The organism is Bacillus sp. 2205SS5-2, from assembly GCF_037024155.1.
Taxonomy (GTDB): Bacteria; Bacillota; Bacilli; order Bacillales; family Bacillaceae_K; genus Bacillus_CI.
Genome location: NZ_JAYKTS010000012.1, coordinates 36,813 through 53,468 on the forward strand (window position 1 = coordinate 36,813; position 16,656 = coordinate 53,468).

Below are 16,656 nucleotides of genomic sequence, written 5' to 3' on the forward strand. Positions count from 1 at the left end.
TTACTTCCTGCTATGAAAAGCAATATCCTCACAAAAGTAGCTTTCTAAACAAAGATCAACATATTAAACACAATTCTCTAATCACCATCGACTCGGTTTTTAAACGCTTCTTGAGTCACAAGATACTCTTGGTCTTCTATTTTCTGTTTGGCATGTTTTTCTGCTATCGCATTTTCCGGAAAGTTTCCTGGGTGATTTTTCTTTTTGTGGTTAAAGGATTTACCTCTGCCCATATCCATCGACTCCTTTCGATATTAGTATGGATATAAAAATTGAAATTATGTTGATATGCGTGTTTTGTTTTCTTAGTATCTCCTTAGCTTATCTTGTAGAGGTTCTTTTGTATAACGGGATAAATAATAGAGTAAGGTTATTTTTCAAGTGGGCTTAATACTGGTATTAATAACTACTAGGCTTTTGAACTAGGTACGGGGAAGCGAAGATAGATCCTAATTTTATTGTTATTCAATCCCGTTAGTCTCAGTACTCCAAAAAAAGGAGCAGGTGATTCACAGCTTACACCATTACCTTGAATTTCAATCATCGTGAATCGTGCGCTTTAATGGAATAAGAACATTAGTGATATAACCACTTTAGGGGCAGGGGAATGATCAATCTTCCGCTAATTCAAAAATAAGAAGAGGTTCATTTATCGTTGACTAATTGGTAGCAGGGTCTAGCTCCTGATTCCTATTGATTTAATGGGTAGTCCTGATAGACTCCTCTATTTTAGTATGGACTTCGTTTACATTGTGGCTATTTCATCTGCTTTTGACTAATTCCTCCATTCCACTGTCGATTTCCAATCCAAGCAACTCTGCACAAAAATCATCAAGGCCTGTAATAATGTAGAATAAAGATATGAAGTTGTAAAAAAGCGGAAAACATATTTCTTCTCGGGGCGAGAGTATTGAATTTTGAGGCTTCCTATACATTAGTTCCATAGTATCTAAAACTTTGGGGTATTCTTTTTTGCTGAGTTTGTATCAGAATAATTTCGGAAAGATGTCTCGAAACTAAGCTGTCTTACAGTTTTTCGACTGGTAGAAGGGCAAAAATCATTAGAAAAAACAGTCTTAAGCTAAAATCTATGACGATTGTGATAGTGAAAGAGACGCATGTTAGTAACAGGCGGCTTGACAAAATGAGTGTAAATGGTATGAATAAAGTACATTAAACGTTTTTTGTCTCATTAAGGGAGCGGATACGGTGAATATTGTTTGGTTAAAAAGAGATCTGCGATTAAAAGATCATCAACCTTTGTTGGATGCAGCTTCAGCTGGGGAAACACTCATCTTATACGTGGTTGAACCTTCTGTTTGGAAGTCTTCTGGAATGTCTAAGCGCCAGCTACGATTTGTTATTCAAGGACTAGAAGATGTAAAAATTCAGCTTGAAAATATAGGCGGTCGACTGGCTTTTTACATTGGTGAAATGAATGAAGTATTGTCTCTACTTGCTCATACATATGGGGTATTTCATTTGTGGTCCTATTGTGAGGGGGGATCTACTTTACTTAATCACCGAAATGCTTTTGTTAAAGAATGGATTCAGGAAAAAGGCTTTTATTATTCAGAGATTGAACAATATGAAAAACTGCGAAAGAAACAATGGCTGGAGAAGATGAACCAGCCTATAAAATCACTTCCTAGAAAAATATTTTCGCCTAAAGAGCTACCCATTGGTTTTTTTGAAGACGTAAAGAGTTTATTCCGCTTCGAAAAATTATTACAAGGAGAACTGATTGTTTTTGGAGAGCAGGGGGGAGAGAAGAATGCTGAGGATACCCTGAAATTGAGTCTGAAAGCAGAGGATCTTTTTTATCGGCTCACTTCTTATTTAGCTTGGGGAAATATTTCTTCTCGAATGATTTGGCAAAAAGTAAGTGAAGTTCAGTCTAGTCAAGATTCAGCTGTACATCCATTTCTTGAGCAATTATTTGCTCGAGAAATGCTACTTGCGACAAGTAACTTAGGCTCAATTTCTATGGAACAGCCTGTACAAAGAGTAGAGAAGCAGATAGATTCAAAGGAATTGGTTAATTGGGAGCAAGGAAAGACGGGTTTTCCAATTATTGATGCTATCATGAGGTCGCTACAAAAAACGGGTCATATAGAGGAAGAGTTAAAAGAAATTGTTGTTTCGTTTGCTCATCATTTTCTACTACTACAAAAAGAGCAAATCGGGTTCTCATTGGCCAAAATGCTCATAGACTATGATCCTCCGAGTCATTGGGCAAAGTTGAATCAATATGTTAAGCGTTCACCCCTCATGCATACAATAAAAACAGGGAAAAAAATAGATCCACATGGTGAGTTTATTAAGCGTCATGTGATTGAATTAAAGCAAATTCCTGCTAAATATACTCACGAGCCATGGTTATATCCGGGTTTCTTTGCGCTTAATTATCCATCTCCAGTCTTTGATTATCATAAAGAATTTTCGAAAGCCAAAAGGGTAAGATCCTCTCAGAAGAAAACAGACTTATCAATGGGAGAAAACTCAAGTCAGCTGACGTTAGATATATAAAAAGGTGTCCAAATGGACACCTTTTTATGTGGGAATTATGATATTTTTTCTTGGATTTTTGAAGCACTCTGAACAGTTTCCTCTACGTATTGAGCAATTGCTTGGTTGTCTTCGTTCAATGTTTCGATTGTGGCTGAAATTTCTTCTAATCCAGCTGAAGCTTGCTCAAAAACAGCCGCAAGTTCTTTTGTAGAAAGCTCGGCATCTACGGTTCGGCCATTCACTTCATTAACAGTTGTTGCCAATTGGGTGAATTGACCTTGAATAAGGGATAACTTTCCACGAAGATTGGTGAAAGAGCCGACAACTTGGTCCGTTGTTAAGAGATTTTCATTTAATTTACTATTACTCAAAGTCATCTTTTCTAAGGCACTTGAATTGGCCATGTTTACAGAAGAAAGGTTTACTGTAATGAGCTGTGCTGTATTGCTCGTCATTTCGGCGAGCTTTCGGATTTCATCGGCCACAATAGAGAATCCTCTTCCAGCTTCTCCAGCTCGAGCCGCTTCGATGGAAGCGTTAAGTGCAAGTAAATTGGTTTGTTCAGTGATATTTTGAATATTTCCGATAAAGCTATTTGTTTCTTCAATTTTATTTGTGAGCTCAGTGAATGTATCGCTTAATTCATGGATAAAAGTACTCAACTCATACATATTTCCTTTCAGCTCCGAAACCTTCTCCGATCCTGAAGTTGCGATATCAGTCGCATCCCCTGTATGAGTGAAAAGCTCGTCGGCCATTTTGGCCAAATCATTCATCTTTTCCATCGTCAGTTCTGAAATGGAAGCAATACTATTAATTTGGTCACTTTGGGTCAAACTTCCTGCAGAAATTTCTGACACAGCGGTTTTCATCTCATTTTGTGACACTAGATGATTCTGAATTTGTGTGTGAATGTTTGAGATACCGAAGGAGATTAAAGAGAGTTCATTTTCGAGAAATGTTTTTTGCTCATCCTTCTTAGTCGTTTCCGCTTCAGCTGTTGCAATATATTCTTTCAAATGACTGAATTGACGACCATTTTGGCGAATCAATACTCCTAAAATAATTGCGAGTAAGCTATAAACAAGAAGGATTGAAGGGAATATTTCGCTCAAGTTCTCTGTCGCATAAATATTGTTTAAAACTAGTGAAATAATTCCAAATCCCTGTCCTAAGCCATAAATTCTCGGATTAAAGTGAACGGTTGAAAAAACAGCTAGAAAGAATAAAATGAAAAAGTTATTCATAGATCCCCCTATTAGGAGAATAGAAGTGATACACATTCCATAGATCATAACAATGCTAAAGTACGGGAAGAAAATAGGTTTCTTTAATAAAAATTGAAATAGAACATAAAACAGAATAAACACAACAAGCTCAATCGCATAAATGGATATAGTCTGGATTGGACTTTCATTTAAAATTGTAAAAATTAGTGCGGAAACAAGTGATAATAAATACGTGTAAAACATTAATGCGTTCTTTTTGGTACGATCCTGGGTAATCAGTTGATCTAAAGTCATGTTTTATGGCTCCTTTGTAGTGGAAATCTGCACTCTTAATCTATATATCGTCACAAAATGACAAATTTCAATCTTTAAAGTGCTGATTATCAGAAAAAGTCAAAGAAAATACATAATTACCTGAAAATATTCAATTGTTTAATTATTAACAAAAGTTTATACTAAAGACAAATGTTTCGAGGGGGGACGATATGAACGACAAAGAGAAGCAATTGTTGGAATTAATTGAAAATAATCCATTTATTAGTCAAAATGAGTTATCAGAACTGAGTGGTTTATCTCGATCAGCAGTAGCAGGCTATATATCCTCATTTATGAAAAAAGGACTCATTCTTGGAAGGGCTTACGTATTACCGAAAAAGACAGGTGTAGTCTGTATTGGAGGAGCCAATGTAGACCGAAAACTTCAGGTGGAAAATGAGCTTCAACAAGGTACATCCAATCCAGCAACTTCTTTCCAATCTACAGGAGGTGTTGCGAGAAACATTTCCGAGAATCTGGGGCGCATAGGGATGAATGTTTCTCTTTTGAGTGTCGTGGGTGATGATGCAGAAGGAAAATGGCTTATAGACGAAACCAAACCGTATGTAAATATGGATCATGTTTCGATCCTTCCTAAGCATACGACAGGAACGTATTCTGCTATTTTAACCAATAGTGGAGATATGTTTGTCGCCATTGCTGATATGGGTATTTACGATGATGTAGATTCTACTTATTTTGAAAAGAAGTGGGGGACCATTTCCTCAGCGGAAATGGTTTTACTGGATACAAACTTCTCACCTGAGGTCATTAGGTACATACTTAGGCGATGCAAATATGAAAAAATTCCTGTGACAATTGCTCCGGTATCAGCACCAAAAGTGAAAAAACTACCAGAGAATTTAACGGGCACCACTTGGTTAATCACGAATCACGAAGAAGCAGAGTCGCTCTTAAATACGAAATTAATTGAAGATAGCGACTTCTTTCTTGCAGCAAAAAAATTGATTAATCGTGGTGTGGAGCGAGTGGTCATTAGCCGTGGAGAAAAAGGAATTATCTATTATACGAGAGATGGAAATGCGTCGGTCATTCTCCCCCCCACAATAGAAGTAAAGGATGTGACAGGGGCAGGTGATTCCTTGGTTGCTGGAATCATTTATGGTCATGTACATGAACTAGAAGCAGAAAAAGCTGCACAATTAGGGATGGCCTGTTCCTATGTAACATTACAAAGCACTGATACAGTCTCACGGAAAATGAGTAAGGACAATATACAAAAAGTCTATAAACAGTATTACTAAGGGAGTGCATTATGGAAAATTATTTGGAGTATTCAGAAGAAGTATTACTAGCTAAACAAGAGGGTAGACCAATTATAGCATTAGAATCAACAATCATTTCGCATGGAATGCCTTATCCACAAAATGTGAAAACTGCAAAAGAAGTAGAATCTATTTTACGAGAAAATGGAGTTATTCCGTCAACCATTGCGATAATGAACGGAAAAATAAAAATCGGCCTTTCTGATGAAGAGCTTGAATTCTTAGGGAAAACGGAAGGCGTTGCTAAGGTTAGCAGAAGAGATATGCCTTTTGTTTTAGCTTCCAAAACCTTAGGGGCAACGACTGTGGCAGCGACCATGATTTGCGCACAAATGGCCGATGTTTCGGTGTTTGTTACCGGTGGAATCGGGGGTGTACACCGAAACGGAGAAGCGACATTAGATATTTCTGCTGATTTAGAAGAATTAGCACAAACAAATGTAGCTGTAATTTGTGCAGGTGCCAAGTCAATTCTAGATCTTGGTTTGACCTTAGAATATTTGGAAACAAAAGGTGTGCCGGTTATTGGCTATGGAACAGAAACTCTTCCTGCTTTTTACACGAGAAATAGCGCCTATTCTGTAAATTACACACTAGACACTCCCCTAGAAGTCGCTAATGTAATGAAAACTAAATGGGATTTAGGACTTAAAGGTGGATTAGTAGTCGCAAACCCGATTCCGGAAGAATCAGCAATGGGAGACGAAATTCATTCCATTATCGAGGGTGCTTTAACGGAGGCAGAGGAAAAAGGGATTATTGGGAAAGATGTGACTCCTTTTCTATTGGGAAAAGTAAAAGAAATGACAAAAGGTAAGAGCCTTGAGGCTAATATTGCTCTTGTAAAACATAATGCATTAATCGGTTCCTTGATAGCAAAACAATTCTACAAAGAGAGTGTAGGAATTTAATTTTATCAACGAGATTGAATTTATTCTCTCGATCAGTCATTTTGAATGAAATGTTAGAGGATCCAAAGATTTTGCTGCATCAATGAAGCGCAAGGCGTATTATCCTTGCGCTTTTTATATTCTGATTATTAAACCCAAACGACTTCTTTCTTCATTTTTGAAACAGATATGATGTATTTCTCGGGAAATTTCACCAAAATCCTAGATTTTGTCCGCTTTCCACCTAAATATGAAAGAGCTTATCGAGAAGTTTCCTTCTGAAAAAGATCACTTTATATAGGGAGAAGGAATGTAGTAGAGGAATTGTAGTCTTAGCCTTGCTCTGAAATTAGCGAAATGGGGACCGATGTAGCTGTAGTGGAAAAACTCCATGAGCCAACTCCGATTAGAGATGGGTCAAATATTATTTTAATCCAAAATTCTACTTATCTAGGATTTGAAAAAAGAATATGCCATGGTAAAAGTGAATAAAAAGGAGATACAACTCTTTAAAGCAGATATTCACCTCACCGATTTTCTGAAGATAGAGAATTTCTGACAATGTGTGTGAATGATAAATGAAAAAACCTAAAAAAAGAAAGAATGGCTTCCACTCTTTCTTTTTTTAGGTTTATAGGGTGTGAAAACCTCTCAAGAAAGTGTTCGTCTTGATGGCGGGTAGCAGCTATGGGACAAATAAGGCTTCACTGCGTGTACTGCCAGATGCCTGCCGTCCCTGAGCAGCCACTTCCGCTTTTCGTGATCTAGCTGCAGTGGCTTGCGGCTCGGGGTCAAATGAATAACCCTCCAGCGATGCAGGCATCACCTCCGAGTTCTTCATTTGCCTGACGCCGCAGGGCAGCCACTTCCGCTTTTCGTGATCCAGCTGCAGTGGCTAGGGACTCGGGCATTTGTCAGCCCACTACGTGAAGCAGGCTTCACTGCGTGTACTGCCAGATGCCTGCCGTCCCTGAGCAGCCACTTCCGCTTTTCTTATTTCCTTAAGTCTCCTATTTCTTCTACTATGGATTGCATTTCGTTTGGGCTGAAGGTTGGTTTTTTCATGACGTAATGATACATGTCTTTAATATCCTCATACTTTTCAAGGTTGAAATCGCTGGAATTAACTGCCCCTTCGTTTACCATACGTAATTTTGTTTTAATTTCATCTAACATAAAAACCATGTTTTCTCTATTTTTTGTGTTTAAATCCATTTTGATCGCCCTTTCTACAGTAAGTAAACAGATTGTTTACTTTTTAAGTTACTTTTATCTTACAGAGATAATTTCATTTCGTCTATAAAAGATAGCAAAGAGAGTCAAGTATATATGTAATTTTCTTATATGAAACGTTGGAAAAAAATGTTTCATTACTAATCAAAGTGGGAAGAAGAATACAGAAGCAGATAAATGAAGAATTCATAAAAGTAGTATACAGAAGTATTTCCACATCATATAAAACGTTGTATTAATATGAAAATGGGATAAAAAATTAACGGAGGTTTTATAAATGGCTAAAAACAGGTTAGTTCAAGGAATGGTTTATGGAGCAATTATTGGTGGAGCAATTTCGATGTTGGACCGTAATACAAGAGAAGGTGTAGTTGACGGAACTAAAAAAAGTGGAAAACAAATAAAACATTATTCAAAGAACCCAAAACAAATGAGTGACTATATGAAAGATTTATATGATAAATTCAAAACAACAGCAGATCAATTAAATGAAGATGTGAAATTTGTAAATGAGAAATTCGAAACGTTGCGTAATGAAGTAACTCCCCAAGTGAAAGAAGTCCTAGAAGAAACGAAGAACAATCTTCAGGAGTCTCAAGAAAGTTATAAAGAAGTGTTCCAAGACGAAGAGAAATCTCTAAATAACACGAATGAAATGGAAAATACTGATTATACTACTAGCGATAGAGTGAATCGTAATATTCCTTCAGAGTCTGGAAACAACATCAGAACTTATCAAAACAACTAAGAGAGCAGGCATCCTATATGAGTTTTTTAAAGGAACTAGGAGAGAGTGTGAAAAATTCTGAGTTGACTGGGTTTGCAGCCCAGTTAGCTTATTTTTTCCTACTCTCTCTTTTTCCTTTGCTTATTTTTTTTGTAACACTGTTATCGTATTTGCCTTTTACTGAAGAAGATATCTTAAGTGTCATTCACGATTTCGCACCAGGTGATACGATGAATCTCATCCGATCAACTCTGAATGAAGTAATGAGTAAACGGAATACTGGGCTACTATCATTCGGTTTGCTTGCTACCATCTGGTCAGCCTCAAGGGGGTTACATGCTCTAATAAAATCACTGAACCGTGCGTATGATGTAGAAGAAGAACGTCCATTCTTCATTCAAATAGGTGTGTCGATTTTACTAACTCTAGCTTTGATTTTTGTGTTCTTTATTGTGTTGTTACTTCCTGTTTTTGGTGAACAGATTGGCTTATACATATCTTCAAAGCTTGGTTTTTCCAATTTATTTGCGGTTATTTGGGAAAGTATCAGGTGGGCTTTAACGCCGTTTCTCTTATTTATCATCTTTGTTGTTATATACTTCCTCGCTCCGAATAAAAAAATCAGTTGTACGAGCGCATTTCCAGGAGCAATATTTGCAGCAGTCGGCTGGGTAGTTGTATCGTTCGGATTTTCATACTATGTCAGTAATTTCGGTAATTATTCAGCTACCTATGGGAGTATCGGGGGAATAATTGTCTTGATGGTTTGGTTATATTTATCAGGTATTATTATACTAATTGGTGGAGAGGTAAATGCATTATTTCAAGCTAGAAAAGATAATAACTGTTAGGTCAAAAAGTCGATAGTCTTCAAAAAATAAGCACATACTAGTAAAGGGGATAGTGACCAATAAGGAGGGTTTCAAATGACTAAAAAAACGAAAAAAGATGGCGGTACGAAACAAAACAGTAAGCATAAGCCCAAGCACAAGACTTCAAGTTCAGCAAATGGACAAAACGGCTACCATTAGAAAAGCACCGGCATATGCCGGTGCTTTTTAGTTTCTTAATAATCGTAACCCATTCAAAATGACAAGGATAGTGCTTCCCTCATGACCGATGACCCCAAATGGTAAGTCAATGACTTGCAGAAAGTTGGAGATAATTAACACCATAATTATTCCGATAGAAAAAATTACGTTTTGCATCACAATTCGCTGCATTTTTTTAGAGAGGCGAATAGCTTCTGCAATTTTAGGTAAATCATTTTTCATTAACACAATATCGGCTGTTTCTAAAGCGACATCGGTTCCTTCTCCCATCGCAATCCCAACACTAGCTGTCGCTAAAGCGGGAGCATCATTAATTCCGTCACCTACCATCCCGACTGAACCATACCGATCCATCACCTTTTTCAACTCAGCTACCTTCATTTCGGGCAAACAATCGGATATATATTCATCTACATTGGCTTCATCAGCAATTGCAATTGCTGTTTTTTCACTATCACCTGTAAGCATGATTGTGTATATACCCTCTTCTTTTAACATTTTCAAAGCTTTCTGAGTTTCTTCTCTAACAACATCCTTTAAGGCAATGCAAGCAACAACTTGGGAATCTCTCGCTACATAAACAATGGTTTTACCTTCCGTAGCCCACGTACTACCTTCTTGTAGACTAAAGGTCTCGGCGTCCTGATTACCAACAAATTCGGCTTTTCCGATTTTCCAATCACTTTTTTCTATTCTTGCTTTTACACCCCAACCTGAGACATCTTCTAAAGAATCAGGTTGAGATAAATGAATGTTATGGGTCACTTTACCGTACCGAACAATCGCTTGAGCCAAAGGGTGATTAGATTGATTTTCAATGGAAGCAACGAGTTGAATGATGGTGGCCTCGTCTAAACCATCATAAACTTTAACGTTCGTCACAACGGGTTTTCCTTGAGTTAAGGTGCCAGTTTTATCAAAAGCAACGGCTTTTAAATTGCTTAAGTTCTCTAAATGTATGCCACCTTTAAAGAGAATTCCGTGACGAGCACCGTTGGAAATAGCCGAGAGAGTGGCGGGCATTATAGAAGCAACCAAAGCACACGGTGAAGCTACAACGAGCAGCACCATCGCTCGGTAAAAAGTATCGGTCCAACTCCATCCTAAAACAAAATGAGGAAGAAACATCATAATAAACACAACGACTAAAACGACCTTTACATATGTTCCTTCAAATCGTTCAATAAATAATTGAGAAGGAGATTTTTCACTTTGTGCCGACTGAACGAGCTCGATGATTTTTTGGAAAAGGGTTTCATTAGTTGCCTTGGTTATTTCGACTGTAATCGATCCATTTAAATTCACTGTTCCAGCAAAAACTTCATCACGATCTAGCTTCGTGACGGGAACTGCTTCGCCGGTGATGGCAGATTCGTCAATTGTCGTTTGCCCTTTGATGACTTTGCCATCAGCAGGTACACGCTCGCCAGGTTTAATTAAAATTTGATCACCAATTACTAATGTAGAAATATGAACTTTTTCTTCGCGTCCACTCTTAACAAGTAAGGCTTCCTGAGGCTGAATCTCCATAAGAGACGAGATTTCTTTTTGGCTTTTATTCATGGTGTAGGTTTCTAGTGCACCACTGACTGCGAATATAAAGATCAAAATAGCTCCTTCTGTCCAATAGCCAATAATTGCCGAACCGACGGCTGCTAAAACCATTAGCATTTCTACATTAAGTTCTCGATCTTGAATGGAGTCTTCGATACCCTCTTTTGCTTTAAAAAAGCCACCGATGACAAAGGCTAATAAATAGAAGGTGATGGAAGCAGTAGTTGCTTCATTACGATCGAGTATCCATCCAGTGAAGATGAAAACTCCACTTAATAATGCCGTTATTAGTTCAATATGTGGCAATATTTTTTGAAATATAGTTGATGTGTTCTCTGGTTGATTATTTTGTTTCATCGAGAGCGATTGTGAGTTCATGTTTCTGATCCTCCGTTTCAATTTGGACTATTTTTGTAAGTTGGATTTCAGCATTTTAGTTATTAATAATCAGATGTGATGATTTTTAAGGCTAGGGTAGCTCCTTCTGTTTATCATATGAGTGGCTTGCGGCTCGGGGTCAAATGAATAACCCTCCAGGGATGCCGACATCACCTCCGGATTTTTCATTTGCCTGACGCCGCAGGGCAGCCACTTCCGCTTTTCGTGTCCAGCTGCAGTGGCTAGGGACTCGGGCATTTGTCAGTCCCCTACGTGAAGCAGGCTACACTGCGTGTTCTGCCAGATGCCTGCCGTCCCTGGGCAGCCACTTCCGCTATTCGTGATCCAGCTGCAGTGGCTTGCGGCTCGGGGTCAAATGAATAACCCTCCAGTGATGCAGGCATCACCTCCGGATTTTTCATTTGCCTGACGCCGCAGGGCAGCCACTTCCGCTTTTCTATTGAGAATAATATTCATCTTCATTTCTCTTCTTAAACAACGAAAGCTGCCACCTCTAGGGTGACAGCAAATTATGGAAGGTTTAAGATGTTGAATTGGTGTAAAGATTTTTATGTGGTACAGAATATTATGATTTATCTTCATCGTATCATACAATGTATTCATTGAAAAGAAGAAGCGTTCTTATATTATTTGAAGGTGGTATATAAATGAAAGTAGAAAAATTTTTCACTCACCCATTAGGGATCATTATTGCTGCTGTGGGTGCGACGTTTTTATGGGGGAGTGCTTTTCCTTTTATAAAATTGAGCTATGAATTATTACAGATTGAGTCGAATGAAATTGGTGAACAAATGCTCTTTGCGAGTTATCGCTTTTTCTTGGCAGGCATGTTAATTTTCTTGTTTTTCACCGTAATGAAACGCAATATGAAGCTTAGACTTACTGCTTTTCGACCTATGATTAAGCTTGGCTTTTTTCAGACATTCCTACAATACGTATTATTTTATATTGGTTTAAGTTTATCCACAGGGATTCAGGGGTCTATTATTGCGGGAACTACCTCTTTTTTTCAAATTCTTTTAGCTCACTTTATGTATAACAATGACAAAATTAATTTTCGAAAATCGATAGGATTATTGATTGGTTTTTCAGGTGTTATTTTAGTCAATATAACGAGAGGTGACTTGACGCTATCGTTAGGACTAGGCGAGTTTTTATTAATGGGCGCAATGTTGGTTGGAGCGTTCGGAAATATTTTAGCGAGGAATGAAGCGAGACAATTTGAGGTAGGGTATTTAACCTCCTATCAAATGCTGTTTGGATCATTAGGATTGTTTCTGGTGGGATTTGTGATGACTCAAGAAATATTTCCGTTTGTGTTTACGATGAAGAGTGCGTTTATCCTACTCTACTTGGCCTTTTTATCATCCGCTGGTTTTATTTTGTGGAATAATGTGATGAAATACAATGCTGTGGGACAAGTATCAATGTACTTATTTTTAGTTCCCGTGTTTGGTGTTTTCTTATCATCAGTCCTGTTAGATGAAAGTGTCCATTTCTTCGTGTTAGTTGGACTACTATTAGTAACTTCAGGAATCATTATCGTAAACAAAAAAAAGCGGCAACCTAGGAATAAAATGGCTATTTGAATCTTGTAAAAAACGGCTTTTTATAAGCCGTTTTTTTCTTAGGGATGGTATATTTAGTGGAAATTGGTTACTAGGTGTCAGAAGCATAGAAAGTCGTGCACAAATCATCAGAAGTGGTGCGCAAAAGGGAGAAAGTCGTGCACAAATCATCAAAAGTGATGCACAAAAGGGAGGAAGTCGTGCATAAAATTATTAAAAAAGGTGCTAAATGCACCTTTTTCAAAATCTTAGAAAGGATATAGTTTAAATTGGTTTTGGCTAATAGCTTCATACGACTTGTAATTTTCTTACCGAGCTCCTGCCTCTGATTTAGCTTGGATTCTAGCTGTTTTTAAGGTGAAATAGATCAAACCAATAAATATTAAGAAGAGCATCGTACTAAGTAAATAAAAGAAACTGGATCCTGGGAAAAATTGAATGATCACACCACCAAGAATAGGACCAACCATACTTCCTATACTAAAGAAAACACCACACATAATATTTCCAGCAGGAAGCAATGATTTTGGAAGCAAGTCAGTCATAAACGTTATTCCTAATGAGAACATAGAGCCAACGGACATTCCTGCGAAGAAAAAGGTAAGGATAAGTCCAAGGACCGAGTCACTCCAAATTCCGGCAAAGAAGAAACAAACGGCCCCGATCAATAAGATTGTTTGGAGAACAGATTGTCTACCATATTTATCACTTATAATGCCTAATGGTAGTTGAAACACAATGCTTCCAATTGCGAAAGCCGGTAAGATAATTGCAATAGCACCGATATCAACACCATTCCGAAGAGCGATGATTGGAAAATTCCCATTCAGTGAAGCTTCTAAAAAGCCATATCCAAAGGGAGGTAATAAGGCGATCCAAGCGTATTTCCATACTTGACCAAAGCGTTGGAAAGTATGTAAAAAAGAACTGGTTTGCATTTCCGTTTCTTCTGGGTACTCATTGCGTAACGAAAACACAGACATCCATAGCAAAAAACTGATTCCAGCTGAAATAATAAATGGAAGTGCTTCGTGAACATCGACGAGCTTGGTTAACATTGGTCCAGCGGCAAAGCCGAGGCCAAAAAATAAACCATAAATAGATATGTTTCGACCTCTTGTTGCTTCAGGTGAAAAGGAGGTAATCCATGTTTGCGTAGCAAAATGGAGCATATGGTCTCCAATTCCAATTAGAAGCCGCAAAATAAACCAAAACCAAAAGGATTTCCATACAGGAAATAAGAACAAACTGATTACCACGACAATTCCACCGATTAAAATCATCGGTTTATAACCAATCTTTCTTAGCGGTACTTCCATCAAAGGAGATGCGAATAGTATCCCGATATATAATGCCGTTGCGTGTAGTCCATTTAAGGAAGAAGAAATACCATCTTTTTCAAAAATAATTGCGATAATCGGGAGAAGCATTCCTTGTGAAAATCCTGAAACTGCCACAATCCCAACCAATATCCGAAAACGGTTTTGCAACCTTTTATTCATATTTAAAAGCTCCTATTTCAATTTATATAACTCTTTTCGTATACATTGTGGCTATCTCATCTAATATTTGATTGAATCCTCCATTTCACTGTTGATTTCCTTCAAAAATAGACGAAAAGATGCCTCGAAATAAAGCAAAATTATCGTTTATAGACTAGTTCGAGAAACAACAAACTGTGCGGAAACAGCTATATCAAGAGGCATAATTTGGCACATATAGCAACAATCCATTCGAAAACTGCCATTAATAAAGCAGAACGGTCGGCAATATTTAAATGCCTTTATCGATGTTAACGCATTGTTCAGTAATTTGGCAACAAAGATCAATTTCATATACAATTCTTTTTGTACATAAAAAAACGTAAGGAGTCGGTTTTAATGGAATATAACATGAAAGAGGGAGGATTTACCACAAATCTACCATTTGGAGAATTGCCTATATCTGGCGATGAAATGTATGGTTTTCGTCCCTATCAGCTACTAGTATCCTCTATTGCAGTCTGTAGCGGTGGTGTATTAAGAAATATTTTAGTGAAAAAGAGAATGGATTTTACGGATATTTCTATTCAATCGAGGGTAGATAGAAATGAAGAGAAAGCAAATCGTGTGGAAAAAATTCATCTTCATTTTATTATTACCGGCAATAATCTTGATCAATTAAAGGTAGAAAAAGCGATGGAGCTGACGAGGAAAAATTGCTCAATGGTTCAATCAGTGGTTGGAGCCATTGAAGTAGAGGAAACGTTTGAACTTATAGAAAAAAACTAACCTAATGAGGTTAGTCTAAGGATAACTCTTTTGGGTCTTTCCCAGCTCCTTCATAAAGCAAAATGGAAGATGGGACGAGCTTCAGTAATAAGTATGCTGGATCATGCGCACTTGGAATCCAGTGTTTCAGGGAGTCGTTCCAGTATTTTTCCTTTAAGTCTTGGTTCGTTTCTACTTCAGCTTTAGCAGCAATCTCTAAGTATTGATCAGATAACCCTTCCCCGCTATAGCCTAACAAAATATGAACATCGGGGTTTGTACGAAGATCTTCTACTTTATGAGCATGTTTATTGGTTGCTGTATAGAGCGTGACATCTTCATGCTGAAACATCATATACCTAGAAAAGGGTTTGTTTTCGACGATTGAAGCGAGTGTACCTATTGTCGTTTGCTCCATTATAGAGAGTATTTTTTGTTTGAGATCTTCTTGCAAGGAAATTCCTCCTTTAAATAGTATCTATATTACTGTGTGTTATTTTTTGAAAAATAAACAAAAGGAAAGAGAGGAAATCGTTTATGGGTAAAATATTTGGCTTGATTGTGTTAGTAGGAGTACCTTTATCAGTGATTGGTTCATTGATGGACTGGTCTTATGTTCTTATGTTTGTTATATATTGTGTTACCATTATTGGTTTAGCCAGCTATATGGGAAGAGCGACAGAAAGTCTAGCCATTGTATCTGGACCACGAATTGGTGGATTACTGAATGCAACCTTTGGAAACGCAGTAGAATTAATTATTTCAATTTTCGCCTTAAAAGCAGGATTAATTGGAGTAGTTCTTGCCTCACTGACGGGGTCAGTTCTTGGGAATTTATTATTAGTTGCTGGACTAAGTTTCTTTGTTGGTGGATTAAAATTTAAGCGTCAAACATTTAACGTATTCGATGCCCGGCACAATTCAGGATTATTAATTTTTGCGGTCATTGTGGCATTTGTCATACCAGAAGTGTTTGCCAATTCACTAGATACAAAAAGTACCATGACCCTTAGTATAGGAATTTCCGTCATCCTCATTGCGCTATATTTAGCCGCTCTGTTCTTTAAACTAGTTACTCATCGAGGAGTTTATCAGCATGTGGATAATTCCGGAGCGGAGCATCACGAGGAACAACCAGAGTGGAGCAAACGAAAAGCTCTGTCGATTTTAGCAATCGCAACAGCTGCCGTTGCCTATGTTTCAGAGAATCTTGTTCATACATTTGAAGCAGTAGGAGAAAACTTTGGTTGGAGTGAGTTATTTATCGGGGTCATCATTGTCGCGATAGTGGGGAACGCAGCTGAACACGCTTCTGCTATTGTAATGGCGTATAAAAATAAGATGGATATTGCTGTAGAAATTGCGGTGGGCTCTACACTGCAAATCGCAATGTTTGTGGCACCTGTATTAGTGATTATTTCCTTGTTTTATGAGCAATCAATGGCGCTGGTTTTTACCTTGCCAGAATTGATTGCGATGGTCACCGCCGTCCTCCTTACAATAGCAATCTCTAATGATGGAGAAACGAATTGGTTTGAAGGATTGACCCTTTTAGCAGCGTACATTATTATGGGGATCGGCTTTTACCTCCTTTAAAAATGGTTGTTTTCGCAATTATTGTGGCTATTTGAATAGGAATAAAA

17 protein-coding genes are annotated in these 16,656 nt (G+C 37.7%); 8 read left to right on the forward strand and 9 right to left on the reverse strand.

Features of this window, described 5'->3' with window-relative positions:
- Positions 1-77 precede the first annotated feature (77 nt).
- Entirely contained in the window at positions 78-233 is a 156-nt protein-coding gene (locus tag U8D43_RS09900; RefSeq protein WP_335871021.1) for a hypothetical protein, read from the reverse strand.
- A gap of 976 nt (positions 234-1,209) precedes the next feature.
- Here U8D43_RS09900 and U8D43_RS09905 point away from each other — a divergent pair.
- The gene (locus tag U8D43_RS09905) at positions 1,210-2,529 is read left to right on the forward strand and encodes an FAD-binding domain-containing protein (protein WP_335871022.1); all 1,320 of its coding nucleotides are present in this window, start codon (positions 1,210-1,212) and stop codon (positions 2,527-2,529) included.
- A gap of 35 nt (positions 2,530-2,564) precedes the next feature.
- Here U8D43_RS09905 and U8D43_RS09910 read toward each other — a convergent pair whose 3' ends face one another.
- Positions 2,565-4,034, reverse strand: coding sequence for a methyl-accepting chemotaxis protein (locus U8D43_RS09910; RefSeq protein ID WP_335871023.1), 1,470 nt, complete (start codon positions 4,032-4,034; stop codon positions 2,565-2,567).
- Positions 4,035-4,225: 191 nt separating this feature from the next.
- Here U8D43_RS09910 and U8D43_RS09915 point away from each other — a divergent pair, with 191 nt between their 5' ends.
- Entirely contained in the window at positions 4,226-5,320 is a 1,095-nt protein-coding gene (locus U8D43_RS09915) for a carbohydrate kinase (protein WP_335871024.1), read from the forward strand.
- 11 nt (positions 5,321-5,331) lie between these two features.
- Positions 5,332-6,252, forward strand: a complete 921-nt coding sequence (locus U8D43_RS09920; protein WP_335871025.1) for a pseudouridine-5'-phosphate glycosidase — start codon at positions 5,332-5,334, stop codon at positions 6,250-6,252.
- 664 nt (positions 6,253-6,916) lie between these two features.
- Here the strand turns inward: U8D43_RS09920 and U8D43_RS09925 are convergent.
- Together U8D43_RS09925 and U8D43_RS09930 are read right to left on the reverse strand one after the other, a co-directional pair.
- Complete coding sequence (locus U8D43_RS09925) at positions 6,917-7,072, reverse strand: hypothetical protein (RefSeq protein ID WP_335871026.1); 156 nt, start codon at positions 7,070-7,072, stop codon at positions 6,917-6,919.
- A gap of 152 nt (positions 7,073-7,224) precedes the next feature.
- Entirely contained in the window at positions 7,225-7,446 is a 222-nt protein-coding gene (locus U8D43_RS09930; RefSeq protein ID WP_335871027.1) for a DUF1128 domain-containing protein, read from the reverse strand.
- A 295-nt stretch (positions 7,447-7,741) separates the two neighbouring features.
- Here U8D43_RS09930 and U8D43_RS09935 point away from each other — a divergent pair, with 295 nt between their 5' ends.
- Positions 7,742-8,212, forward strand: coding sequence for a YtxH domain-containing protein (locus U8D43_RS09935; protein WP_335871028.1), 471 nt, complete (start codon positions 7,742-7,744; stop codon positions 8,210-8,212).
- Positions 8,213-8,229: 17 nt separating this feature from the next.
- Positions 8,230-9,042: a YihY/virulence factor BrkB family protein gene (locus U8D43_RS09940; RefSeq protein WP_335871029.1), complete on the forward strand. Its 813-nt coding sequence runs from the start codon at positions 8,230-8,232 to the stop codon at positions 9,040-9,042.
- A 207-nt stretch (positions 9,043-9,249) separates the two neighbouring features.
- Here U8D43_RS09940 and U8D43_RS09945 read toward each other — a convergent pair whose 3' ends face one another.
- From U8D43_RS09945 to U8D43_RS09955, 3 genes are all read right to left on the reverse strand, one after another.
- A complete protein-coding gene (locus U8D43_RS09945; protein ID WP_335871030.1) occupies positions 9,250-11,175 on the reverse strand; it encodes a heavy metal translocating P-type ATPase in 1,926 nt (641 codons plus the stop codon).
- A gap of 69 nt (positions 11,176-11,244) precedes the next feature.
- Entirely contained in the window at positions 11,245-11,433 is a 189-nt protein-coding gene (locus U8D43_RS09950; protein WP_335871031.1) for a hypothetical protein, read from the reverse strand.
- An 11-nt stretch (positions 11,434-11,444) separates the two neighbouring features.
- On the reverse strand, positions 11,445-11,597 hold the full coding sequence (locus tag U8D43_RS09955) for a hypothetical protein (RefSeq protein WP_335871032.1): 153 nt from the start codon (positions 11,595-11,597) through the stop codon (positions 11,445-11,447).
- Between the two features lie 246 nt (positions 11,598-11,843).
- Here U8D43_RS09955 and U8D43_RS09960 point away from each other — a divergent pair, with 246 nt between their 5' ends.
- Positions 11,844-12,785 (forward strand): DMT family transporter, encoded by a 942-nt coding sequence (locus U8D43_RS09960; protein ID WP_335871033.1) that lies wholly within the window; start codon positions 11,844-11,846, stop codon positions 12,783-12,785.
- Between the two features lie 287 nt (positions 12,786-13,072).
- Here the strand turns inward: U8D43_RS09960 and U8D43_RS09965 are convergent, their stop codons facing one another.
- Positions 13,073-14,266: an MFS transporter gene (locus tag U8D43_RS09965; protein WP_335871034.1), complete on the reverse strand. Its 1,194-nt coding sequence runs from the start codon at positions 14,264-14,266 to the stop codon at positions 13,073-13,075.
- Positions 14,267-14,644: 378 nt separating this feature from the next.
- On the opposite strand from U8D43_RS09965, the gene U8D43_RS09970 reads away from it, so the two are divergent.
- A complete protein-coding gene (locus U8D43_RS09970; protein ID WP_335871035.1) occupies positions 14,645-15,034 on the forward strand; it encodes an OsmC family protein in 390 nt (129 codons plus the stop codon).
- Positions 15,035-15,044: 10 nt separating this feature from the next.
- Here U8D43_RS09970 and U8D43_RS09975 read toward each other — a convergent pair whose 3' ends face one another.
- Positions 15,045-15,467 carry a pyridoxamine 5'-phosphate oxidase family protein gene (locus tag U8D43_RS09975; protein WP_335871036.1) on the reverse strand — a complete coding sequence of 141 codons (423 nt, stop codon included), beginning with the start codon at positions 15,465-15,467 and terminating at the stop codon, positions 15,045-15,047.
- A gap of 83 nt (positions 15,468-15,550) precedes the next feature.
- Between U8D43_RS09975 and cax the strand changes: the two genes are divergently transcribed.
- Positions 15,551-16,609, forward strand: coding sequence for a calcium/proton exchanger (gene cax, locus U8D43_RS09980; protein ID WP_335871037.1), 1,059 nt, complete (start codon positions 15,551-15,553; stop codon positions 16,607-16,609).
- Positions 16,610-16,656 lie beyond the last annotated feature (47 nt).

Coding starts and splice junctions, on each gene's coding strand:
- U8D43_RS09925 (WP_335871026.1), bottom strand. CDS start 7,072: ATGAAGAACTCGGAGGTGATGCCTGCATCGCTGGAGGGTTATTCATTT.
- U8D43_RS09910 (WP_335871023.1), bottom strand. CDS start 4,034: ATGACTTTAGATCAACTGATTACCCAGGATCGTACCAAAAAGAACGCA.
- U8D43_RS09935 (WP_335871028.1), top strand. CDS start 7,742: ATGGCTAAAAACAGGTTAGTTCAAGGAATGGTTTATGGAGCAATTATT.
- U8D43_RS09940 (WP_335871029.1), top strand. CDS start 8,230: ATGAGTTTTTTAAAGGAACTAGGAGAGAGTGTGAAAAATTCTGAGTTG.
- U8D43_RS09900 (WP_335871021.1), bottom strand. CDS start 233: ATGGGCAGAGGTAAATCCTTTAACCACAAAAAGAAAAATCACCCAGGA.
- U8D43_RS09920 (WP_335871025.1), top strand. CDS start 5,332: ATGGAAAATTATTTGGAGTATTCAGAAGAAGTATTACTAGCTAAACAA.
- U8D43_RS09965 (WP_335871034.1), bottom strand. CDS start 14,266: ATGAATAAAAGGTTGCAAAACCGTTTTCGGATATTGGTTGGGATTGTG.
- cax (WP_335871037.1), top strand. CDS start 15,551: ATGGGTAAAATATTTGGCTTGATTGTGTTAGTAGGAGTACCTTTATCA.
- U8D43_RS09960 (WP_335871033.1), top strand. CDS start 11,844: ATGAAAGTAGAAAAATTTTTCACTCACCCATTAGGGATCATTATTGCT.
- U8D43_RS09950 (WP_335871031.1), bottom strand. CDS start 11,433: ATGCCCGAGTCCCTAGCCACTGCAGCTGGACACGAAAAGCGGAAGTGG.
- U8D43_RS09970 (WP_335871035.1), top strand. CDS start 14,645: ATGGAATATAACATGAAAGAGGGAGGATTTACCACAAATCTACCATTT.
- U8D43_RS09955 (WP_335871032.1), bottom strand. CDS start 11,597: ATGAAAAATCCGGAGGTGATGCCTGCATCACTGGAGGGTTATTCATTT.
- U8D43_RS09915 (WP_335871024.1), top strand. CDS start 4,226: ATGAACGACAAAGAGAAGCAATTGTTGGAATTAATTGAAAATAATCCA.
- U8D43_RS09930 (WP_335871027.1), bottom strand. CDS start 7,446: ATGGATTTAAACACAAAAAATAGAGAAAACATGGTTTTTATGTTAGAT.
- U8D43_RS09945 (WP_335871030.1), bottom strand. CDS start 11,175: ATGAACTCACAATCGCTCTCGATGAAACAAAATAATCAACCAGAGAAC.